19 protein-coding genes are annotated in these 21,904 nt (G+C 38.1%); 13 read left to right on the top strand and 6 right to left on the bottom strand.

Annotated features, from left to right (window positions below; translation table 11 throughout):
* The 4 genes from SOLCA_RS16745 (at position 1) to SOLCA_RS16730 (ending at position 4,597) form a co-directional block, all read left to right on the top strand.
* Entirely contained in the window at positions 1–1,404 is a 1,404-nt protein-coding gene (locus SOLCA_RS16745) for a RagB/SusD family nutrient uptake outer membrane protein (protein ID WP_014681648.1), read from the top strand.
* Positions 1,405–1,553: 149 nt separating this feature from the next.
* The gene (locus SOLCA_RS22500) at positions 1,554–2,774 is read left to right on the top strand and encodes a thioredoxin family protein (RefSeq protein WP_014681647.1); all 1,221 of its coding nucleotides are present in this window, start codon (positions 1,554–1,556) and stop codon (positions 2,772–2,774) included.
* A 6-nt stretch (positions 2,775–2,780) separates the two neighbouring features.
* Positions 2,781–3,968, top strand: a complete 1,188-nt coding sequence (locus SOLCA_RS16735) for a TlpA disulfide reductase family protein (protein WP_014681646.1) — start codon at positions 2,781–2,783, stop codon at positions 3,966–3,968.
* An 83-nt stretch (positions 3,969–4,051) separates the two neighbouring features.
* Positions 4,052–4,597 (top strand): SRPBCC family protein, encoded by a 546-nt coding sequence (locus SOLCA_RS16730; RefSeq protein WP_014681645.1) that lies wholly within the window; start codon positions 4,052–4,054, stop codon positions 4,595–4,597.
* A 56-nt stretch (positions 4,598–4,653) separates the two neighbouring features.
* On the opposite strand, the gene SOLCA_RS16725 is transcribed toward SOLCA_RS16730, so the two are convergent.
* Together SOLCA_RS16725 and SOLCA_RS16720 are read right to left on the bottom strand one after the other, a co-directional pair.
* A complete protein-coding gene (locus SOLCA_RS16725; protein ID WP_014681644.1) occupies positions 4,654–5,838 on the bottom strand; it encodes a hypothetical protein in 1,185 nt (394 codons plus the stop codon).
* A gap of 88 nt (positions 5,839–5,926) precedes the next feature.
* The gene (locus SOLCA_RS16720) at positions 5,927–7,666 is read right to left on the bottom strand and encodes a glycoside hydrolase family 3 protein (protein ID WP_014681643.1); all 1,740 of its coding nucleotides are present in this window, start codon (positions 7,664–7,666) and stop codon (positions 5,927–5,929) included.
* A 119-nt stretch (positions 7,667–7,785) separates the two neighbouring features.
* On the opposite strand from SOLCA_RS16720, the gene SOLCA_RS16715 reads away from it, so the two are divergent.
* Positions 7,786–8,421: a porin family protein gene (locus SOLCA_RS16715; protein WP_014681642.1), complete on the top strand. Its 636-nt coding sequence runs from the start codon at positions 7,786–7,788 to the stop codon at positions 8,419–8,421.
* A gap of 238 nt (positions 8,422–8,659) precedes the next feature.
* Positions 8,660–9,262 carry an outer membrane beta-barrel protein gene (locus SOLCA_RS16710; RefSeq protein ID WP_014681640.1) on the top strand — a complete coding sequence of 201 codons (603 nt, stop codon included), beginning with the start codon at positions 8,660–8,662 and terminating at the stop codon, positions 9,260–9,262.
* 63 nt (positions 9,263–9,325) lie between these two features.
* Here SOLCA_RS16710 and SOLCA_RS16705 read toward each other — a convergent pair whose 3' ends face one another.
* On the bottom strand, positions 9,326–9,949 hold the full coding sequence (locus tag SOLCA_RS16705; RefSeq protein ID WP_014681639.1) for a hypothetical protein: 624 nt from the start codon (positions 9,947–9,949) through the stop codon (positions 9,326–9,328).
* 254 nt (positions 9,950–10,203) lie between these two features.
* On the opposite strand from SOLCA_RS16705, the gene SOLCA_RS16700 reads away from it, so the two are divergent.
* Positions 10,204–10,800, top strand: coding sequence for a porin family protein (locus SOLCA_RS16700; protein WP_014681638.1), 597 nt, complete (start codon positions 10,204–10,206; stop codon positions 10,798–10,800).
* A 178-nt stretch (positions 10,801–10,978) separates the two neighbouring features.
* Here SOLCA_RS16700 and SOLCA_RS16695 read toward each other — a convergent pair whose 3' ends face one another.
* The 3 genes from SOLCA_RS16695 to SOLCA_RS16685 form a co-directional block, all read right to left on the bottom strand.
* The gene (locus SOLCA_RS16695; RefSeq protein WP_014681637.1) at positions 10,979–14,284 is read right to left on the bottom strand and encodes a vitamin B12-dependent ribonucleotide reductase; all 3,306 of its coding nucleotides are present in this window, start codon (positions 14,282–14,284) and stop codon (positions 10,979–10,981) included.
* A gap of 366 nt (positions 14,285–14,650) precedes the next feature.
* The gene (pyk, locus tag SOLCA_RS16690) at positions 14,651–16,078 is read right to left on the bottom strand and encodes a pyruvate kinase (RefSeq protein ID WP_014681636.1); all 1,428 of its coding nucleotides are present in this window, start codon (positions 16,076–16,078) and stop codon (positions 14,651–14,653) included.
* Positions 16,079–16,171: 93 nt separating this feature from the next.
* A complete protein-coding gene (locus SOLCA_RS16685) occupies positions 16,172–16,588 on the bottom strand; it encodes an IPExxxVDY family protein (protein WP_014681635.1) in 417 nt (138 codons plus the stop codon).
* A 136-nt stretch (positions 16,589–16,724) separates the two neighbouring features.
* Here SOLCA_RS16685 and SOLCA_RS16680 point away from each other — a divergent pair, with 136 nt between their 5' ends.
* From SOLCA_RS16680 to SOLCA_RS16655, 6 genes are all read left to right on the top strand, one after another.
* A complete protein-coding gene (locus SOLCA_RS16680) occupies positions 16,725–16,961 on the top strand; it encodes an acyl carrier protein (RefSeq protein ID WP_014681634.1) in 237 nt (78 codons plus the stop codon).
* 25 nt (positions 16,962–16,986) lie between these two features.
* Positions 16,987–18,240: a beta-ketoacyl-ACP synthase II gene (fabF, locus tag SOLCA_RS16675; protein ID WP_014681633.1), complete on the top strand. Its 1,254-nt coding sequence runs from the start codon at positions 16,987–16,989 to the stop codon at positions 18,238–18,240.
* Positions 18,241–18,339: 99 nt separating this feature from the next.
* A complete protein-coding gene (rnc, locus tag SOLCA_RS16670; protein ID WP_014681632.1) occupies positions 18,340–19,068 on the top strand; it encodes a ribonuclease III in 729 nt (242 codons plus the stop codon).
* Positions 19,069–19,208: 140 nt separating this feature from the next.
* A complete protein-coding gene (locus SOLCA_RS16665) occupies positions 19,209–19,970 on the top strand; it encodes a lysophospholipid acyltransferase family protein (protein WP_014681631.1) in 762 nt (253 codons plus the stop codon).
* Between the two features lie 53 nt (positions 19,971–20,023).
* Complete coding sequence (locus tag SOLCA_RS16660; protein WP_014681630.1) at positions 20,024–20,923, top strand: DMT family transporter; 900 nt, start codon at positions 20,024–20,026, stop codon at positions 20,921–20,923.
* 76 nt (positions 20,924–20,999) lie between these two features.
* Complete coding sequence (locus tag SOLCA_RS16655; RefSeq protein ID WP_014681629.1) at positions 21,000–21,878, top strand: YicC/YloC family endoribonuclease; 879 nt, start codon at positions 21,000–21,002, stop codon at positions 21,876–21,878.
* Positions 21,879–21,904 lie beyond the last annotated feature (26 nt).

The following is a 21,904-nucleotide window of genomic DNA, read 5'->3' as shown; positions in this document are numbered from 1 at the left end:
ATGAACAAGTTAACCCTTCATAAAACATTGTTTGCGGCAGTACTATCAGGTTTGATGTTATTTACCGCTTGTGATAAACAAATCGATCTTGCTCCTGAATCCATTATAACAGAAAAGGATGCGCTAACCTATCAGAAAGGATCGGAACGTTTATTGGCAAATGCTTATATCAATCTAATGAAAGCATCTAAAGGAGATGCCTACATCATAGGTGATATGACCACCAAATTATCAACCGGTTTTTCAAAGAATTATGAAAACGGAACTATTGATTCTCGTAATAGCATTACAGGAGCTATGTGGTCTGATAATTATGCTACCATTAATCTGGTGAATGTTATCATTGATAAATTACCTGTTTATGCAACTTATGACAAGGCTATACAAAAACAATTTATTGCTGAAGCCAAGTTTATAAGAGCTGCTTCTTATTTGAATCTTATCAAATTGTTTGGAGAAGGGGCTTTGGAAGGCAAAATGGAGAACTTAGGTGTTCCTTTACGATTATCTGCTTTTGATGGTTATGATGGTTCGCAAAATATTCCAAGATCAACTAATGGGCAGGTTTACAGCCAGATCCTAAAAGATCTCAACGAGGCAATTCCTGAGTTAAATGCAACATTTACCACTAATGTTGATTTACATGCACGTGCAACCAGAGCATCAGCCCGCGCATTGGCATCAAGAGTGAGTCTTTATAAAAGAGACTATACGGCAACCATAGATTATAGTAATGAGGTTTTAGCTGATGCGAGTTTTTCTTTGGAGAGTTCTCTGAAGTCTGTTTTTCCAATCTATAATCAAGGTGTTAAAGATGTTCCTTTTAGCAAAGAAGTGTTGTTCGGGTTTCCTTTCAGCTGGAATAAGGATGTAACACAATACAAAGAGCATAATATTGGCTATTACTTTGGTTATCTGAAGCCTGATACAACGGTTTTCTTAAAAACCTACAATGCAGATGATATGAGAAGAACAGAGTTTTTTGTTGATCCAACTAATAAAAACAGAACTCTTAAGTTCTCAAGTCCGGGTTCTGTAGATAATTTGATGATGATCCGCCTTTCAGAAGTTTTATTGAACAAGGCAGAAGCAGAAGCTAATCAAAATGGTGTAACAACAATTGCTGTTGATCTATTAAATCAGGTTTATCAGCGTGCTTTTCCTGATAATAAAAAACCACTACCATATACTGTTAGCGACTTTTCTTCAAAGCAAGCTTTGATCGACAGAATATTACAGGAACGTAGATGGGAACTGGCTTTTGAAGGTCATGATCGATACGATTTCATCCGTACCGGAAGACAGCCTAATGCAACATTACCTGCTAATAAATATGCATTGCCAATTCCACAGCGTGAGATCGATATCACTAATGGATTGATCAAGCAAAATTCAGGCTATTAAACCTAAACCAATCAATACACTATAAAGTACGGGGCCGCTTCGTGGATTAAAGGCCCCGTTACTTTACTAAACTAGCTAAAGAGGCCTATAGAACATTTTTACTTGATCAGTAGCCGTTTGGCTAATTTGTTAACTAACAGGAAAAAGTAATGAACAAGTTTCTTTTGTCAGCAGCCATTGGCTGTTCGATATCTCTGGGTGCATTTGCACAAACCCGTGAGATTAATTTTAAACATGATGCTCCTTTTAAAGAGGTTCTTGCTGAGGCCAAAAAACAGCATAAGCTTATCTTTTTTGATGCTTACACGTCATGGTGTGGTCCATGTAAGGTAATGGCAAATACAGTTTTTAAAACTGATAGTGTGGCCGATTTCTTTAACCAAACTTTTGTGAACCTTAAAGTAGATATGGAAAAAGGAGAAGGGCCGGCATTACAACAACGATTTGGAGTAAGTGCTTACCCAACTTTATTATTTATTGATGGTGATGGAAATCTGGTGCATAAAATGGTTGGTTCAGCTCCGGTGAAAGAATTTATGGCTGAGGCTCGCAAGGCCTTAGATCCGGAGAAAACAGTTTTTGGTCTGGCAAAGAAATTTAATGCAGGCGATCATTCGGATGCTACTTGCATTGCTTATATGACAGCCCTTGAAGCTGCATATGAAAACGATAAAATGGGAGTGGTGGCCAAAGTGTATTTCGATAAACTCCCAGAAGCAACGCTAATCGAAAGTAAAAACTGGGATATGGCTAAGCGATTTTTAATGGACCCAAGTTCGAAGGCTTTTGCCTATCTCTTCAACCATAGTAAAGAACTAGGTACGGCTTACGGAACAGGGGAAGTAGATATGTATTATAACCAGGTTTTTGGAACTACGATTTACGCACTTAAACGTGCTTATGGCAAGAAAGAAAATGTGGATGTCTTTAAGGATAGAATTGCAGCAATTGAGAAGTTGCTTCCAAATGAGTCGTTCAAAGCATCAACACGCTTATTACTTAACCTGCATCTAACTCAGTTTGCAGGGACTAAACAATGGGATAATTACTGTGCACTGATCGATAAAATTATTCAGGAAGAAACTCCGGAGACCAGAAAATCAAATCCTTCGACATTATTATGGGCCGGAATGGAAATGGTTAAAGAAGCACCTGCAAGTTATTGTACTAAAGTGTTGGCATGGGCTGCTCATTATGAACAACAGGAAAATGACTTGTACACTCAAATCATGATCAGTGATTTACATAAAATGGTAAGCAAAAAACAAGGGAAGAAGGAGGAAGCACAGGTTTTTGCAGCCAAATCAGAAAGCCTTAGAAAGCAAGCCGCTCAAAAAGGAAGCATGACGCCTCAACTAATGAAAGATTAATATAGAATGAAAACCAAAGGAATAAACGTGAAAATGACAATTAAAAAAGGATTAGGCGTTGTAATGACAATGCTAATGGCAGCAGGGTCTCTGTATGCTCAGACTGGTAAGCAAATTACTGTAACCGGAAAGGTGAAGTTTCCAGACCCTACCGGAAAGGATAAAATCTATTTAGGGCAATATGTTGGAGAAGGATTCAACAAAGCCTTTAAACCAATGGATAGTGCAACATTATCTGCTGATAATACTTTTAAGTTTAAGATTAATACCACAAACCCTGATTTTTATCAAATCCGTGTGTATTATATGGACAGAATTGATATTTGGGCAGATAAAGACGACTTGTCAATTTCCTTTAGAGGAATTGATACCGCAAAAATGAAGATCAAGAATCCTCCACACATACATATTGAAGGATCAGCAGATAATGATGTGATCAATCACACCAATTTTGCACTTTATAGACATTATCAGGGACAAATATTGTTCTATAATCAATTGTACAAAGCTCAGAAGGCCAAAGATTCACTTTGGATAGAAAGTGCGACAAGAAATACGGATAGTCTTTCTACCGACTTTACTTCAAGAATCCGTTACCTGATTAAAATGTATAAAGACAGGCCTACTGTTTTATATCCACTTCAAATGCTGAACTGGAAACGTGATGGAGCGTTAATTATGGAAACACTGGATGCATTGGAGAAGAAATATCCAAACATGCCACAGGTTAAAAAACAAAAAAAGGAAATTTTGGACAACATGGCTCAAACCAAAAAAATTGCCAACGGTATGCCAGCACCTGATTTTGCTTACGCTGATTTGAGTGGTAAGAAATGGGGGCCTAAAGATTTCCGCGGTAAATACCTGATTGTCGATTTTTGGGCTTCATGGTGTGGTCCTTGTCGTCAGGAAATTCCTCACTTAAAAGAGGTGTATAAAAAATACAAAGAGAAAGGTCTCGACATACTTGCGGTATCAATTGATGCAAAGGCTGATCAATGGAAAAAAGCGTTAGATGAGGAAAAGATGACTTGGCCACAAGTTAATGCTCCTCAATCTAAGGAAGTAATGAGTTCTTATCTGTTTAGTGGTATTCCTTACTTAGTAGTAGTGGATAAAGATGGAAAAATCATCGAAAAGAACCTTAGAGGTGAAACACTTGATAAGAAACTTAAAGAGCTATTTGGATTTTAATTCTTCTTTTTCATATAACCTAAATCAGCGATGGGGGCTTTCCTAAAAGCCCCTTATCCTAAAATCTTCTAAAAAAGTTCATTATGAAAAAAATACTATTTTCTGCACTTATACTTTCACTAGTGGTTATTGCTTCTCCTAAACATGCACATGCACAAATGGGAGCAGCTCAAACGATTCAGTGGGATATTACAAAAGTAGCAGTCGTAAAAGCTGATCAGGACGGCGCCTGGAGCTTGCTTTCTAATTTAAGGGAGATCAAAATGTATACAAAGGGATATATCAGCGATGTTGAAATAAAAGGTTCAGAGTTGCCATTTGATCGAATAATTACTTTTGCAGACGGCACTAAGAGAACAGAACAAATTGATCAGGTGGATCAACGATATAAGTTTATGGCTTATCAATTTAAAGAAAACTCATTGCCGGCAGGAATCACCCAAGTTAATATTGCAGTTTTTACCAAAGCTGTTGATGATAAAGCTGAAGTAAAGTGGGTAGTGAGAGTTGATGGAAAAGGTGATGCTAAAAAAGCATTAGTGGCTCAACTAACAGCAGAGATTGACAAATATGCAGAAGGGATGACCAATTTATTTAAGAATTCAATTCCCGCAATGCAAATGAATTAAAGAGCTTCTTCTTAGTGATGGTTACAGGTCGTTTCGCTTTATGAATCGGCCTTAACTTATTTATTTACCTTTCGTTGTATGGTTGCAGAAATAGAAGCTCCTGTGGTTTCCTCCGGTTTCTTTCCGGCGCCTCTTAATTGCATAAGCTTATTGAGCAAATCATACCAAAACGGTGCTCCTAATGACAAAGCTAAGGCTGTGATCAAATAGCCGGGAATAGCTTTCAGGTAACACCCGATTTTGCCCCAAAAGTGTCCTCCTTCACATTCAATAATACCTTTCTTTAGCCCTAATATTTCATGCGCTTTGTTGAGATCGGTGCTTAACAACGAGTCGGCTTTCTTAACAAGACTAGTGGCTCTGTTTACAAGTAACGTATCCATTCTTTTGCCCATTGCTGTATCTTCAGTAACGGTATCTCTAATTGTTCTATAAATTTCAAATTTAGTTCGCTGTGCGTTTTCATTAAAATTGCCGGCAAGTTCAACCATTTTATCCCGCGCATCTTTATCCTTCATAAGCTTTTGGGCAATCTGAATAGAATCGACATTAAACGCGAATGAAATGCTGAATCCAATAATTAGTAGAACCAGTTGAATGTGTCGTTTGTACCAACCGGTGGCACGCTCCATCGTATCATTGAACCATCCCTCTAACAGATGCTTGAATTTTTCAAGTTCAAACTCTGCATCCTCTACCAATCCCCTTAAAAAACTCAATGTTTCTTCATCCAGCTGAATCTCGATTTCGCCATCTTTCGTTTTAATCGGAACTTTTCCGGTTTTGAGGATTTTCTGAATCCGTAACATCTGACTCTCATCGGAATCATGATCAATTCCCTTTAAAAGATCAACAATAACTTTAGAGAAGTTCTGTGCATTAATGTAACCGGGTTTATCGTGCCAGGTATCTTCAGCAAGGTATTTTATTAGCGGATGTTTATAAAAAGCGTTAGCCAGGGTAGTATTATGTCCTTCTACAATTTTAGTCGTGGGAGCAAGATTGGGCGGAACAAACAACGCGACGAAACTCTTTATGCGATCATAATATCGTGCCCAAAAGCCTTTTGCGTTTCCTTCACTAATATCACTAAGCATTCGAATAATCGCACGCTCAAGAATTTTTGCCCTGAACCCTAACCAGGTAGCAATAATTTCCTGCAAAATGGTGGCGAGTAGACTGTATAGGAGATAGATAAAAACAAGCCCTATAACTACATCAAGAACAATTGATCCGAACATGACCTTATGCTTTTAAGAATAGATGAATAGGAAGTTTGTAGTTCCAATTTACGAATAAAGGCAGACTTTTTAAGGTCTGCCTTTATTTTTATAATCCCTGGGCGGATAAGAATGTAGTATTAACGGTTACCGGAAGCTTTCCTGATGTAGTAAGCTCCCCTTGCATTACTTTGGCTGCTGCTTGCTCAGTAAAAGGTGAATCCTGGTAATACACCCACAATCCACGGCTTTTCTCCAGGTCTTTAAATCCTGCCATAGCATAGGCATTGGCCAATATATTGATGTAAGCTTTGTTGGTGAGCACCAGTTCATTTACGAAATTAATAACTGCAGAGTTATGGTCTAGCACACTGCGTGGACGCTCTCTTAAATCATGTACTCCCACGATGATCTTATCAGCACTTTGTAATTGTTTACGGATTGCATCCACCTTTTTTGCATCGGCATCTTTAGCTAGGTTTAAAAGTGTTACCTGGTTATTGGATGAAATGCTTTTCTGAAAAACAGTTAAATCCACTGATCCAATTGAAAGTACTACTACTTTTTCTGTTGTTTTAATAATTGTGTCTGCAGGAGCTACTAATGTTGTAGCGGCCGCTTCTGCCAAACGGGTATTCAGATCGGTTGCTGATGCAGGGTTAAGGTCCTTGGTCAGGTTTTCAAGGTACACAGGTTGATAATTATTTAATCCTGCCCAGTATTTTGCTGCCAAAATTTTCTTGCAACGAGCGTTAACATCTTTTCTACGTATTTCGCGTTTTCTGATTGCTTTTCTTACCGCATTGATAGATTCAGGTAGGTTTTCAACCATTTCAAGCATGTCGTTTCCTGCCTTAATAGCTAAAACCGCAGCCTCTCCTTTAGGATGATATTTCACAACACCTTTCATGTTCATGGCATCAGTAAATACCAGTCCTTTAAATCCGAGTTTGTTTTTTAATAAATCGGTAACAATTGGCTGTGAAAGGGTAGAAGGAAGGTTTTTGGTTGTATCAAGCGACGGAATATTCATGTGAGCCACCATTACTCCACTTATTCCTTCAATGATTAGTTGCTTAAAAGGATACATCTCTAATGAGTCAAGTCGCTCACGAGTAAACTTAAGTTGTGGTAAATCATAATGAGAGTCCACATCAGTATCACCATGGCCCGGAAAGTGTTTGGCGGTGGTTAATAATCCTCCATCCTGCATACCCTTAACAATTGCAATTCCTTTAGCAGCTACGTTGTACTTGTTTTCGCCGAAAGAACGGAAGTTGATAACCGGGTTGTTAATGTTATTGTTCACATCCACTACAGGAGCAAAGTTTACATTCATCCCTGCTCGTCTGAACTGAGTTGCCATTTGCTGTCCTACTTCATAAATCAGTTTATTATCCTGAATAGCTCCCAAAGTCATTTGGAATGGGTACGAAACTGTGCTATCTAATCGCATTCCTAATCCCCATTCACCATCCGTAGCTACCAATGCAGGAACATCCAAACCTTGTTGGATTCGATTAACTAGTATGGCATTTCTTACTGGTCCACCCTGGAAGGTTATAATTCCTCCTGCCTTGTATTTATGGATCAGGTTAATAACGGAGTCTTGTTTATTTTGCGGGTCCCGTGAATAAACCGGTACCATAAATAATTGCGCCAAACGCTCTTTACGGCTCATTTTTCTGAATACCGAATCAACCCAAGCCGAATCAGCCCCGGTTGGGTGGAAAAAAGAAGAAGCCGAAGCGCGAAGTGGGGAAATGTTTTCCGTTTGAGCTTTTACTCCGAAGCAAGCCAATAGGCAAAAAACTAGGGTAGTGAAAAATAATTTCTGTTTAAGAATCATTCTGTAAGTATTTCTTATTTAGTGCTTAATGTCAAAAAGGAACTCCTAAATCCCCAAATATACTGTTTATAGTGGCATGCTTTTGTCATTTCTGCTTTAGTAACAAATTTAATATGCATATGAAAAAATTGATGTTAGCTATAGCGATGGGTGTTTTTATTACAGGAAATGTAGTAGCCCAGAATGTAAAATTTGGTATTAGGGGTGGTTTAAATCTTTCAAAGGTTAGTTCTTTTAGTTACAAAACAAACAACGGAACCTCTGAGCAGGCGGTGTCAACTGAATATAAGCCGGGGTTTCATGCAGGTGTTTATGCTGATATTGGAATTAACAATTTGATTTCTATCCAGCCTGAGATTATCTATTCTCAAAAGGGGTATAGAACCAATTATTCATTTTTAGGAGTCGACAGAACAACAACTGTTTCCTACAACTACCTTGATATCCCATTTATGGCAAAAATAAAAACCGGTACAGGCTTTAATGTTTTCGCCGGGCCAGCTGTTTCGTTTTTGATGGATAGAAAAGTTAAAGACAGTGGAGATGATGGTAGCTTCGAAACTGGAGATGGGGTAATTGATGAGGATAATTTTCGTAAAGCTGATATAGGGGGAGTTGTTGGAGGCGAGTATGATTTTGGAAAATTTAATCTGGGAGCCCGTTACAATTTTGGACTACAAAAGCTGGATAAAAATGATGCTAGTGTTAAAGCCCGAAACAATAATATTCAGGTTTCCTTAGGGTTTAACTTCTAACCTATAGTTGATATAACTAAGTTTTAAGCAATAATGGACCGTTTCGGTAGTTTACCGGGACGGTTTTTTGTTTATGTGTATACAGTTCTAATCAATTTAAGGAAAGCCATAGTTGCCGAAAATTAGTTAATTGATGCTGAAAATGGCTTTTTTTAGTTAACTGCAGGCTTGTTCTTATTAAGGTATATGTTTTGATAGTTAGGCATTTGTAAAAATGTATAGCAATACATCTAAACTTATGGTAAAATTTATATACGCAGTCTCAGTTGTTTTATTAATCACAGGCGTTTGCCGTGCGCAAGATAAACCCGATAATAAGGTGGGAGTATTATTTGCGGTTGGTGCCAGTACAATTGCTCCCGCCCAATCAAGTGACGGTTTTGAGCATAGCTATGATCCGGGTTTTTGTTTACATATTATTGGGTATTATAATTACTTCTTTACTGAGCATTTGGTATTGGAGCCTGGCTTCGGATTTATAGCGAATAATTTCACCGAACAACTTACCGTTGGAACTGCCGGTGCTAAGGTGGGCTATGAGGTTAAGAATACTTACCTCGCATTACCGATTACTGTACAATATGTTTTTAATAAAATTAGGGTAGGAATTGGTCCTGAAGTTAATTATCTGATACGGACAAAGAGTGATCGTTATGATGTCGTTAATTTTACCGATTTTACTTATGGTTTATCGACGTTGGTTGATTATAAGGTTTCGTATTTCCGCATCGGCTTAAACTATAAGATGTCTTTTGCTAAAACTTTTGATCCGGCTACCAACATTTTTGATAAATCAGGCAAGTACCAAAATCTGCTACTCACGTTTAGGTATGAATTATAATAGAAAAGTCCCGTCTAGGTTCAACCTAGACGGGACTTTTTTTAGTTGACTTCTTTATTGGAATTAGTCATTTCCATTACCGCAATCAGGTATTTGGAAGCAGCTGATGTAACGACCCCAATTGTTTCCAGGGAACTCTTCATTACCGCCCCAAGCTGTTTCTGCTGGTTTGCAATCTTTCCAAGCCTCAGCATGAGTAAGAATACAAATACATTCTAACCCTGCGAATTTTGATAATGGGAATTTTTCTACCCAGCAAGTAACACCACAATCAGGTTGTTCTGTGGCAACACCCCACTCAGTTTTATCAAACTGGCCAGGAGTTGCACCTCCTCTAGTGCTTGGTACTTCATCACAAGGGCCTACATAAGTGTGAGTTAGATGTAAACTCCATCCTTCTTTGTTAACAGAGTATTGAACGTATAAATAATTTTCATCTCTGAAAACTTTAATACTTCCAATTAACTTGTCTTCCGGATTGTTTGCTGGGTTACCTGCATAAAGTGGATACTCTTGCGGGGTTGAGCATGGATTGATAACACCTTCAGTTCCAGTGTCTTTGTAGTTTGCGCAACTGACTGATTTAGGTTTCTCTTTTACATCTGATTCCGATTTTTGACAACTGTACATTCCTACGGCAATGAGGCCGCCAATGGCCATTAAGGCCATTACTGCTTTTAATTTCATAGAGCGTAAATAATAAGGTTTTTTGATAAATATGTTACATAATTATGGTTAATAACAAACTGTGTGACAATATTTTGGATTCTTTGTTTTAAAGCTGTTTTAGGGGTTTTACCTAATAGCTTTTTTTATGTCATTGTGTTCAATTCTATTCAAGGAAGTATACAATTGTCAACATTGCGTTACAATAATATATAGGAAAGTGGAATGCCTTTTGTTTATTTTCGCCCTGTTCATAATTAAACTTAAAAAACCATATGAAAAGAATTCTTTTAGCTATAACAGTAGCATTCATATCATTATCTGCAAGTGCTCAGAAATTAGATTTCGGTATTAAAGGTGGGGTGAACTTTGCGAGTGCAAATGACATTAAATTTACAGGAGATTTAAGTGACTCCTATAAACAAACAGCTGACGGAGTTACCGGTTATCATTTAGGTGTTTGGGCTGAAGTGGGTATTCCTACGATTTCTTTCCAGCCTGAGTTGTTGTATTCTCGTAAAGGTTTTAAAACCACTAATGAGACTGGGCAAGAGGCTGAAGTAAAGATGAATTACCTGGATATTCCTTTATTAGCTAAGTTCAAACCATTACCATTACTTCATTTTGTTGCTGGTCCACAGGTGTCAATTAAATTAGCTGACAAAATCAGTGGTCCAAGTGATTTTACCAGTGCTTTAAATGCTGACAGTTTTAAAAGCGGCGATTGGGGAGCTGTAATTGGTGCCGGTGTGTCTATTTCAAACATTCAACTGGATGCCCGTTATGTTTGGGGTTTAAGCAAGGTTGAAAATGACGGTTTGGAATTTAAAAACCGTATGTTCCAGATATCGTTGGCATACAAGTTGTTTTAAATCTGTATCAAAGATATTCCAAGTAACTTTAAAAAGGTTTTTATTGTAACACAGATATCTTAATGTTACCTCTCTCTATAATTAACTAATTTAAAACTTACACAACGAAATAAGCCGATCTCCCGACCGGCTTATTCCATTTTAAACCTATATTTACGCTCTATAAGGTTTCTCTTAATTAACTGCAGCCTAATGAATTACCGCAGTTTAAGCATTTATAACAAGTACCTGATCTAACAGTAATATGTCCGCAAGTGTTGCAAGCAGGTGCATCTGATTGAACTCCACCGCTGATATCAAGTGACTTAAATTTCATTTCTGAAGAATCAGAAGTTACTCTTGTATTAATAACGGATGATTCAAACACATTGTTTTTATCTGGATTAATATCCTCATCAATTAATTGAGGATTATTTAAGGATGCATTTTGTTTAGTAATAACATGTACCAAATCTGTGCGGTTAAGGTATTCATAACCCAGTAACCTGAAAATATAATCAATTACCGATGTCGAGCTTTTAATATTGTCATGGCCTATAACCATTCCAGATGGTTCGAAACGGGTGAAAGTAAATTTATCTACAAACTCTTCCAGAGGAACCCCATATTGAAGTCCAAGGGATACAGCTATTGAAAAGCAGTTCATCAACGAACGGAAAGAAGCCCCTTCTTTGTGCATATCAACAAAGATTTCTCCTAATGTGCCATCTTGGTATTCACCAGTGCGAACAAAGATAGTTTGGCCTCCAACATGTGCTTTCTGAGTAAATCCACCACGCCTTTGTGGTAAACGTTTGCGTTCCACTATGCTCGAAAGCTGACGTTTAAATACGGTATCTTCCGATTTATTTAGAATATGGATTGCTGCCTCCAACACCTGTTCAGGTGATAATTCTTGTATTTTTAGTTCAGCAGCTCTACCTAAAGCATCTTCAACAGCATCAATTTTTTCTTCTTCCTTAACATCAGACTTGGTTGACAATGGTTGCGAAAGTTTACAACCGTCCCGATAAAGCGCATTGGCTTTTAAACCTAATTCCCAGCTCAATTGATAACAATCTAAAATTTGATCAACTGTAGCTTCATTTGGAAGATTAATTGTTTTAGAAATGGCTCCAGATAAGAAAGGCTGAGCTGATGCCATCATGCGGATGTGGCCATGTGCATGTATATAGCGTTTACCAATATTTCCACATCGGTTAGCACAATCAAAAATAGGGTAATGTTCTTGTTTTAAATAAGGTGCACCTTCTATAGTCATGGTTCCACAAACAAAATCATTTGCTTGCGAAATTTGTTGATTGCTAAAGCCAAGTGCTTTCAATAAACTAAAAGATGAATCACTGTACTGTTCCGACTTAAACCCTAAGCGCGAAAGGCACTCTTCTCCTAAGGTCCAAACATTAAAAGCAAAACTGATTTCGAATGCTGAAAGAATTGCTTTATCCAAACGCTCAAGATCAGCATCAGTAAAGCCTTTTGCTGCTAATGATTTAAAGTTGATATGCGGTGCATTTTGGATAGAGCCTGTACCTTTGGCATAATTCACAATTCCTTCAATTTCATGAGACTGATATCCAAGATTTTTAAGAGCAGTTGGAATGGCCTGGTTAATGATTTTGAAATAACCACCACCTGAAAGTTTCTTGAATTTTACCAAAGCAAAATCAGGCTCTATTCCAGTGGTATCGCAATCCATTACTAATCCGATGGTTCCGGTAGGGGCGATAACAGTGGTTTGTGCATTTCGGTAGCCATATTTCTCACCCAGTTCAACTGCTTTATCCCACGCATTGCATGCTGCTGACAATAAATAGTCCGGACAGAATTTAGGATCAATACCCGGTGGAGCTATCTCTAAATTTTCGTAGGCATCAGTTGTGTTGTAAGCTGCATAACGATGATTGCGCATAACGCGCATCATGTGCTCTTTATTTTTTTTAAACTCTTTAAATGCGCCTAAATGCTGAGCCATTTCGGCTGAAGTTGCGTAAGCTGTTCCAGTCATGATAGCTGTTAGAGCTCCTCCAATGGCGCGAGCTTTCTCACTGTCATACGGAATGCCTGCTACCATTAACATAGAGCCAAGGTTAGCATAACCTAGTCCAAGTGTACGGTAATCATAAGATAGTTGAGCAACTTCTTTAGATGGGAATTGAGCCATTAATACTGATATTTCGAGTACCATGGTCCATAGGCGACAAATATGTTCAAATCCTTTAACATCAAAAGTTAATGTCTCGGGATTAAAGAAGTGTTGTAAATTGATTGAAGCTAAATTACAGGCTGTATTATCAAGGAACATGTATTCCGAACACGGATTAGATGCATTGATTCTACCTCCTTCCGGACAGGTATGCCATTCATTGATGGTGGTGTCGTACTGAACGCCCGGATCTGCGCAAGCCCAGGCCGCAAAACCAATCTTATCCCAAAGTTTTTTGGATGGTATGCTGCTCATTGTTTTACCATTGGTTCGGGCTTTTGTTTCCCAGTCCAGATCTTGCTCCAATGCTTTGAAGAATGAATTTGGTATGCGAACAGAATTATTGGAGTTTTGACCGGCAACTGTTCGATAAGCCTCACCTTCGTAGTCAGATGCGTATCCGGCTGCAATTAAGGCGGCTACTTTTTTTTCTTCTTCAACTTTCCAGTCGATAAATTGAACGATTTCTGGATGATCAAGGTCAAGACATACCATTTTGGCTGCGCGTCTGGTTGTTCCTCCTGATTTGATTGCTCCAGCAGCTCTGTCTCCAACTTTTAAGAATGACATTAAGCCTGATGAAGTTCCGCCGCCAGAAAGTTTTTCATATTCACCTCTTATCTTAGAATAATTGGTTCCAACTCCTGATCCATATTTAAAAATGCGTGCTTCACGTACCCACAGGTCCATAATTCCACCATCATTCACTAAATCATCATCAACAGATAGTATAAAACATGCGTGAGGTTGAGGTCGCTCATAGGCAGAAGTAGATTTTTTTAACTCTTCGGTTTTAGGGTCAACATAATAATGTCCTTGCGGCGATCCTGATATGCCGTAGGAAGTATAAAGTCCGGTGTTAAACCATTGAGGTGAATTAGGTGCTGCCATTTGTGCTGTAAGGGTGTACACTAATTCGTCATAAAATACTTGTGCATCTTCATCAGAAGCAAAATAGTTGTAGCGTTTACCCCAGTCCATCCAACAATTGGCCATACGGTGTGCTACTTGTTTAATTGAAGTTTCTGATCCTAATGTTCCATCAGGCTGAGGGACGCCGGCTCTTCTGAAATATTTTTGAGCAAGAATATCGGTAGCCACTTGCGACCACGAAGTAGGCACTTCAACATTGTTCATCTCAAAAACGGCATCGCCTGCCGGATTTCTGATTACTGATGATCGCTTTTCATAGCTAAACATGTCGAGTGGACTTATGCCTTCCTGGGTAAAATGCCGGTTGACTTTTAACCCTCTACGTTGGTCAGTGTTCTTTTTCATACGAATCAATTATTATTGTTTAAATGTAGGTTTTGCTCTATCCTGCATGCATGATATTGTGCAGGTTTCATAAGTTTGATCTTTAAGATCATGACAGTAAGTGCTATAAAAAATGAACACGTTTTCCACAGTCAAACGATTGCATTTTTAAGCAGGAGAGCCGTACATTAAATTTAACGATGCTATGATAAGAATGTGATTTACAGTTTTCCACATAAAAAATACAGAGCCTTACCAGAGGCGCAAGGTGAAATATTATTGCCTGAAATTGAGGAAGTAAGGATGTGGAAAACTTAGTGAGGGAGACATAAAAAAGGCGACTCTGCAGAAGTCGCCTTTTTAAAATTTATACGTCGAGAACAGCTATTAAGCTACACTTACTTTGATCGTGTTTGTTCTTCCTTTTTCAGCAATAGGAGTAGAGAAAGTATTGATGATCACTTCACCTTCTTGAACAAATCCATTCTCTTTTAAAATGTTGTTCACCTCTTTGATTGTTTGGTCAGTGGTTTCAAACTTATCATAGTAAAATGCTTTTACACCCCATACTAAACTTATACTGTTCATTAAATCACGATTACCAGTAAAGACAAAGGTACGTGCTTTAGGGCGCTGACTTGCAATTTGATAAGCTGAATAGCCTGAGAATGTCATGGCAACGATTGCTTTTGCACTGGTTTTCTCAGCAAGATAAACGGCTGAATTACAAACTGAGTCCGCTAAGAAAGTCTCAGGATGCTCCTCAATCTGAGAATCATTATAATAAGGGTACATTCCGTTTTCAATATTGCGGACAATAGAGCTCATGGCCTCAATAACAATAACAGGGTATAAACCAACTGAGGTTTCGTTACTTAACATTACTGCATCAGCACCATCTAATACTGAGTTGGCAACGTCATTTGCTTCTGCACGTGTTGGACGAGGGTTAGCAACCATCGAATCCATCATTTGAGTAGCAATAATTACCGGTTTTGCCAAGGCATTACATTTTCTAACGATTTGCTTTTGCAATAATGGAACCTCTTCCATTGGCATTTCAACACCCAAGTCACCACGAGCAACCATCACACCATCCGTAACATCGATAATTGAATCAATGTTGTCAATAGCTTCTGGTTTTTCAATCTTAGCAACAACTTTAGCTGTACTGCCACTTTTAGCAATGATCTTTTTAAGATCAATAATGTCTTTTGCTTCTCGAACAAATGAAAGTCCGATCCAGTCAATATTATGCTTTAAAGCAAATTCAAGATCTTCACGGTCTTTTTCCGTTAAGCTTGGGGTACTTGTTTTCGTAAACGGAAGGTTAACACCTTTCTTAGAAGACAAGATGCCGCCATAAATTACTTCAGCTTTAACGGTATCAGTTTTGTTGGTATCTAAAACACGCATCTGCATTTTACCGTCATCCAACAAGAAAATTTCACCCGGATTAACATCTTTAGGAAAAGCTGTATAAGTAATGTAGATAGATTCCTTATCACCTACTTTAGGAGTAGTAATGATGTTAACGATATCACCTGCAGCAAACGCCACCCCATTATTCTCCATATCACCAATACGGATCTTAGGGCCTTGAAGGTCAGCAAGTATTCCCACATTAAAATTATTTTCTAGATTGATTTCGCGGATGAGGTTGATGGTTTGGAGGTGTTCTTCGTGTTTGCCGTGGGAGAAATTAATTCGACAAACGTTAAGGCCTGCCTTTATCATTTGCAGCAGTACTTCCTTTTTTGCGGAAGCAGGCCCAAGGGTAGCCACAATCTTTGTTCTGTTGTGTAATTCGTTCATAATAAGTTTCGAGTTTGCGGGGGCAAAAATACAATTTGTTTCTATAACTGTATGCTAACTTTTATATCAACAATATAATAATATGTTAATAGTCTAAAAGAGCAAATTATCTCTCGATTTTAGTTGATTGGCATCTATAAAAAAGGCAGTTTGCGTGATGCTCATTTTGTTAATACGGCTTAATAAGGTCTCTTTGTCGGCTTTATAGTTCATATTATGGATAAGAAGAAAAAAGTCGACTTCTTTTCTTTCGGGTACAAGGTATCCTTCCGAACCTTTATTGGCCAGCACGTAAAAATCTTGTTCGCCTTCTTCAAAAAATTGGTGGTATTTAGAAAAATAAACTTCCTGATTTAATTTATTCGTAAGAATAATCTCATCAGTTTTTACTAAATTGAAAAACAATTCTTTATTGAAGAACCAACAGAAACGATAGTCTCTGGCCGGAGCAATAATGCCGATCAGCGTAAAATCGTAGTCAAATGATACCTTTAATATTTTTTTATTCAAGAGGAGCTAAACTTAATGCAAAGCTATATAAATGAGCGATTACTTGCCACAACGAAAAAAAGTTTTGAATAGTTCCCTTAATTTACTTTTATTTGCAGAAAATTTTAGAAAAATAACCTTTTAAACACAAAAAACTATGTCAGATATTGCATCAAGAGTAAAAGCGATTATCGTTGAGAAATTAGGTGTTGACGAGAACGAAGTTACACCTGAGGCTAGCTTTACTAACGATTTAGGTGCCGATTCGCTTGATACAGTTGAGCTTATCATGGAATTCGAGAAAGAATTTAACGTGGCTATTCCTGACGAACAAGCTGAGCAAATTGCTACTGTAGGTCAGGCTATCGCCTACCTTGAAAAGAACGTTAAATAAGAAAATTTCATCTTAAAAGTATTTAATGCAACTTAAACGTGTTGTTGTTACAGGGCTAGGTGCACTTACGCCGTTGGGTAATACCGTTCCAGAGTACTGGAATGGTTTGATCAATGGCGTGAGTGGCGCAGCCATGATCACAAAGTTCGATACCGAAAAATTCAAGACGAAGTTCGCCTGCGAGGTAAAGAATTTCAACCCTGAAGACTTTATGGACAAAAAGGAAGCCCGTAAGGTAGATCCTTTTGTTCAATACGCTATGGCTGCAACTCACGAGGCTGTTGTAGACTCGGGAGTAAACTTTGAAGAACTTGACACCGATCGTATCGGAGTTATTTGGGGCGCCGGAATTGGCGGTCTGAAAACTTTCCTTGATGAGGTCTCTACGTTTGCTAAAGGCGATGGAACTCCGCGTCTCAATCCTTTCTTCATCCCTAAGATGATCATTGATATTGCGGCCGGTCACATTTCTATCAAATATGGCTTACGCGGCCCTAATTTTGCAACAGTTTCGGCTTGTGCTTCCTCTAATAATGCTATTATTGATGCCTTTAACTATATCCGTTTAGGCAAAGCTAATATGTTTATTACCGGTGGTTCAGAAGCGATCATTAATGAGGCCGGTATCGGTGGATTTAATGCGATGCATGCATTGTCAACCCGAAATGATTCTCCTGAAACGGCTTCTCGTCCGTTTGATCTTGACCGCGACGGTTTCGTTGCCGGTGAGGGTGCAGGTGCTATCATTCTGGAAGAGTATGAGCATGCTAAGAAACGCGGTGCTAAAATCTATGCTGAAATTGTTGGTGGCGGTATGAGTGCCGATGCTAATCATATTACTGCGCCACATCCTGAAGGATTAGGTGCTCGTAATGTAATGATTGCGGCGCTTGAAGATGCTGGTATGAGTGTTGATGATATTGATTATATCAACGTTCACGGAACTTCAACTCCATTAGGCGATATTAGTGAAACTACAGCTATTGTTAATTTGTTCGGCGAAAGCGCCTACAAGCTTAATATTAGCTCAACAAAATCAATGACAGGTCACTTGTTAGGTGCGGCCGGTGCTGTAGAGGCAATTGCTTCTATCCTGGCTGTTGTTAATGATATTGTTCCTCCTACTATTAATCATTTTACCGATGATCCGGCAATTGATCCGAAATTAAACCTTACATTTAATAAAGCTCAGAAACGTGTTATACGTGCTGCTTTATCAAATACTTTTGGTTTTGGTGGCCATAATACTTCGGTAATTTTCAAGAAATTTGAAGAATAATACCAAAAATAAGTTACAGGTTTTTACGGAAGTGCCTTCCGCTGGAATACCTGTAACTTATTTATATCTCCCATTCTTTACAAATAATTAGGATACAGAATGCCCGCAATGCGTTTATACAGGCTTTATATTTCTCGTGAGCGAAATTATGTCAGAGCTTTGAATAACATGCTGGGATTTGTTCCTGGAAATCTCACCTTATATAAGCTGGCATTTCGCCATAAGTCTGTAGCTCCTCAATTAAAAGAAGGATTGAAAAACAGTAATGAACGTCTGGAATTTTTAGGCGATGCTGTTTTGGGTGCAGTGGTGGGAGAGATGTTATTTAAAAAGTATCCGTTTAGGGACGAAGGTTTCCTTACCGAAATGCGTTCCAAAATCGTAAATCGTAATCATTTAAATCAGCTGGCCAAAAAAATTGGCATTGGTGATCTTATGGATTATGATACCCGAATGATCAATAATCCAATTAAGCAAGGCTCGTTAATGGGTGACGCTTTTGAGGCGTTGATCGGTGCTGTTTATTTGGATAAGGGCTATGCATTTACCAAATCATTTATTTTAAAGCGAATTCTAAAAGCACATGTTGATGTAGATGCACTTGAGCAAACAGAAACTAACTTTAAAAGCAAACTTATTGAATGGTGCCAACGCCACGGCAAAGAAGTATTATTTGAACTGATGCCGAATGAAGAAGGCAGTAAGTCAAAATTATTTACGGTAAAAGTTTTTGTTGATGGAGATGAATGCGGTACCGGTCAGGATTTTACCAAAAAGAATGCAGAGAAAACCGCTGCAGAGAGAGCCTGCACATTCTTGAATATTTAATATCCCATTATCCGGGACATAATCAACCATTCTCTATTTTCTTACTAATTGCTGATCAGCTCACTGCCAATTGCTAAAAAAACTTTGTAATGCTAAAATCAATCTTTATTCTTGTGTCTTTCACTTAGTAATAAAGAAGTATGCGTAAGGTTTTTGCTGTAGTTCAGTTGTTTTTAGGATTAGTAGCATTTGTTGTTGGCTTGATTGCAGCATTGCCTTTTGTTGTATTAGCCACATTAATTCTTCCCGGGAAAACCGGAACAGATGTATCATTCATCTTTCTTCGTATTTGGGCCTTGTTAGCTTCATTGGGTTCACTTATTCTATTTAAGTCATTCAATAAGTATAAAGCACCTGAAAATCGCGCCTATGTATATGTTTGCAACCATGGCTCGTATCTTGATTCACTTGCTGTTGTGTTAGGTATTCATCAATCTTTTAAGCCATTAGGCAAGATTGAGATGGCTAAAGTTCCTTTGTTTGATATTATTTATAAGCGGTTAGTAGTGATGATCGATCGAAGCAGTAAGGAAAGCCGTCAGAGATGTGTTGAAGATCTTAAGCTGGAACTAAATAATGGAATGTCGGTTTTAATCTTTCCGGAGGGAACGATGAACAAGACTGATCAACCGCTGACTGAATTTTATGACGGCGCTTTTCGTATCGCTATTGAAACGCAAACTCCAATTGCTCCTGTCGTGATTGTAAATTCGAAACAACTATTGCCTCGTAAAAACCCTTTAGCTATTAAGCCTGGTATAGTTAAAGTGGTGTATGCTGACGTAGTTGAGACAGCCGGATTAACAATGGATGATCTTCCTTATTTAAAAGAACATGTTTATCAATCCATGGAGAAATTATTAATTGCTCCTACTTCATTTGTGCTTCCAAAGTTGATTTAATAGTACTGTAAGTCAACTTAAAACACCATATTTGCTCCGCCTTAAACAATCTTATGAATAAAACTTTACAAGTGCATTTCGCACTTTTTATTGTATCATTTATCTACGGAGCAACATTTATCATCGCTAAAGAAGTAATGCCTGTTTATATAAAACCGTATGGTTTTATTGTGATCCGCGTTTGGGGTGCAGCATTGCTTTTTATTCTAATGAGCAAGGTTTCTGGAGGTGTATCACAACCCATTGAAAAGAAAGACTATAAACTTTTATTCTTGTCGGCAGTTACGGGAGTGGGCGCAAATATGTTATTGTTTTTTCAGGGATTATCATTAACAACGCCTATTAAGGCTGCCGTTGAAATGGTTTGTACCCCACTATTTGTGGCTTTACTTGCTTTTTGGGTATTGAAAGAAAAGGTTACAGTGCTGAAAATCGGCGGATTGATATTAGGATTATCTGGTGCCGTTTTTATGATTCTTTGGCCTGATTTCTCATTGAGTGGTGGGACTGTTCTCGGCGATATTTATGTTATCCTGAATGCAATTATTTATGCTTATTACCTGATTATAGCAAAACCACTGATTCAGAAGTACCAGGCAATTCATATTGTAAAATGGACTTTTATCCTGGGAGCCGTATTGGTTTTTCCTTTCGGGATAACAGATATCTTAAAGGTAGATTGGTTGCATATTCCATATAGTATTTGGATAGCTATTATATTTGTGATAGTTTGTACCACGTTTCTCACGTACTTACTCAATGGATGGGCCCTAAAATACGTGAACTCGTCAGTTGTTGGAGCCTATATTTATTTGCAACCGGTTCTTGCATCTATTATCGCCATTGCACTTGGAAAAGATGAAATAACGTTGCAAAAGTTTATTTTTGCAGCAATGATTTTTGCCGGAGTTTATCTGGTGAGTCTAAGGCCCAAGGTTGCAGTAGCAAATTAATTCTATTTCATCCTTAATTGTATATTCATTTGTATGACGCTAAATTGTAATAGTGTCACTCTCTAACCGTTTAACTATGCTTAAATCCATGACCGGATTTGGAATTGCTACCAAAGAAACAAGCAAAGCCAAAATTACCGTTGAGATCAAGTCATTAAATAGTAAATTTCTGGAACTTACCTTAAAGCTACCTAAAGCGCATTCCGATAAAGAGTTATTAATCCGAACGGATTGTAATCGATTGATCGAACGTGGTAAGGTCAATCTTACTATTTCTATTGAATATAACGCAGGTGCTGAACGTAAACCTGTCTCCATAAATCAGGCCTTACTAAAAGCATATTATGAACAGCTGCTGCAGGGTGCAAATGAGTTAAATGCTAATACCACAGATCTATTTGCTTTAGCGGTACAAATGCCTGAAGTAATTAAGCAGGATGAACAAGATGTTGATGAAGAGGAGTGGAAAGCAGTTTATACTACCTTTGAGGCCTCTGTAAATGCTTTTAATGATTTTAGGGCTACCGAAGGGGCTGAGCTTGAGAAAGACCTTGTAAAGCGTATCTCTACTATTATGAATCGTTTAGCAGATGTAGAGCTTGCTGAGCCTAGTCGTATGCCTGTTGTTCGGGAGCGTATTAACAAATACCTGGAAGATGCAGTTGGTACTGAGAATATCGATCAAAATCGTTTGGAACAAGAACTTGTGTATTACATTGAGAAGTTTGATATAACGGAGGAAAAAGTGCGTTTACGCAGTCATTGTGATTATTTTCTGGTTACCTTGAACAGTAAGGATGCAGGAGGTAAAAAATTAGGTTTTATCAGCCAGGAGATTGGTCGTGAGATCAATACAATGGGTTCAAAAGCGAACGATGCCAGTATTCAGAAACTGGTAGTTGAAATGAAAGACGAACTCGAAAAAATTAAAGAGCAGTTATTGAATGTTTTATAGCTATCAGCCATTAGCTGTTAGTGATT

It is taken from the genome of Solitalea canadensis DSM 3403 (assembly GCF_000242635.2).
Classification (GTDB): domain Bacteria; phylum Bacteroidota; class Bacteroidia; order Sphingobacteriales; family Sphingobacteriaceae; genus Solitalea; species Solitalea canadensis.
The sequence above is the reverse complement of the archived record's forward strand: the minus strand, read 5'-3'. Positions and strand labels throughout refer to the sequence as shown.

Coding starts and splice junctions, on each gene's coding strand:
- SOLCA_RS16730 (WP_014681645.1), top strand. CDS start 4,052: ATGAAAAAAATACTATTTTCTGCACTTATACTTTCACTAGTGGTTATT.
- SOLCA_RS16710 (WP_014681640.1), top strand. CDS start 8,660: ATGGTAAAATTTATATACGCAGTCTCAGTTGTTTTATTAATCACAGGC.
- SOLCA_RS16700 (WP_014681638.1), top strand. CDS start 10,204: ATGAAAAGAATTCTTTTAGCTATAACAGTAGCATTCATATCATTATCT.
- SOLCA_RS16725 (WP_014681644.1), bottom strand. CDS start 5,838: ATGTTCGGATCAATTGTTCTTGATGTAGTTATAGGGCTTGTTTTTATC.
- SOLCA_RS16655 (WP_014681629.1), top strand. CDS start 21,000: ATGCTTAAATCCATGACCGGATTTGGAATTGCTACCAAAGAAACAAGC.
- rnc (WP_014681632.1), top strand. CDS start 18,340: ATGCCCGCAATGCGTTTATACAGGCTTTATATTTCTCGTGAGCGAAAT.
- SOLCA_RS22500 (WP_014681647.1), top strand. CDS start 1,554: ATGAACAAGTTTCTTTTGTCAGCAGCCATTGGCTGTTCGATATCTCTG.
- SOLCA_RS16745 (WP_014681648.1), top strand. CDS start 1: ATGAACAAGTTAACCCTTCATAAAACATTGTTTGCGGCAGTACTATCA.
- SOLCA_RS16705 (WP_014681639.1), bottom strand. CDS start 9,949: ATGAAATTAAAAGCAGTAATGGCCTTAATGGCCATTGGCGGCCTCATT.
- fabF (WP_014681633.1), top strand. CDS start 16,987: ATGCAACTTAAACGTGTTGTTGTTACAGGGCTAGGTGCACTTACGCCG.
- SOLCA_RS16720 (WP_014681643.1), bottom strand. CDS start 7,666: ATGATTCTTAAACAGAAATTATTTTTCACTACCCTAGTTTTTTGCCTA.
- pyk (WP_014681636.1), bottom strand. CDS start 16,078: ATGAACGAATTACACAACAGAACAAAGATTGTGGCTACCCTTGGGCCT.
- SOLCA_RS16735 (WP_014681646.1), top strand. CDS start 2,781: ATGAAAACCAAAGGAATAAACGTGAAAATGACAATTAAAAAAGGATTA.
- SOLCA_RS16665 (WP_014681631.1), top strand. CDS start 19,209: ATGCGTAAGGTTTTTGCTGTAGTTCAGTTGTTTTTAGGATTAGTAGCA.
- SOLCA_RS16680 (WP_014681634.1), top strand. CDS start 16,725: ATGTCAGATATTGCATCAAGAGTAAAAGCGATTATCGTTGAGAAATTA.
- SOLCA_RS16715 (WP_014681642.1), top strand. CDS start 7,786: ATGAAAAAATTGATGTTAGCTATAGCGATGGGTGTTTTTATTACAGGA.
- SOLCA_RS16660 (WP_014681630.1), top strand. CDS start 20,024: ATGAATAAAACTTTACAAGTGCATTTCGCACTTTTTATTGTATCATTT.
- SOLCA_RS16695 (WP_014681637.1), bottom strand. CDS start 14,284: ATGAAAAAGAACACTGACCAACGTAGAGGGTTAAAAGTCAACCGGCAT.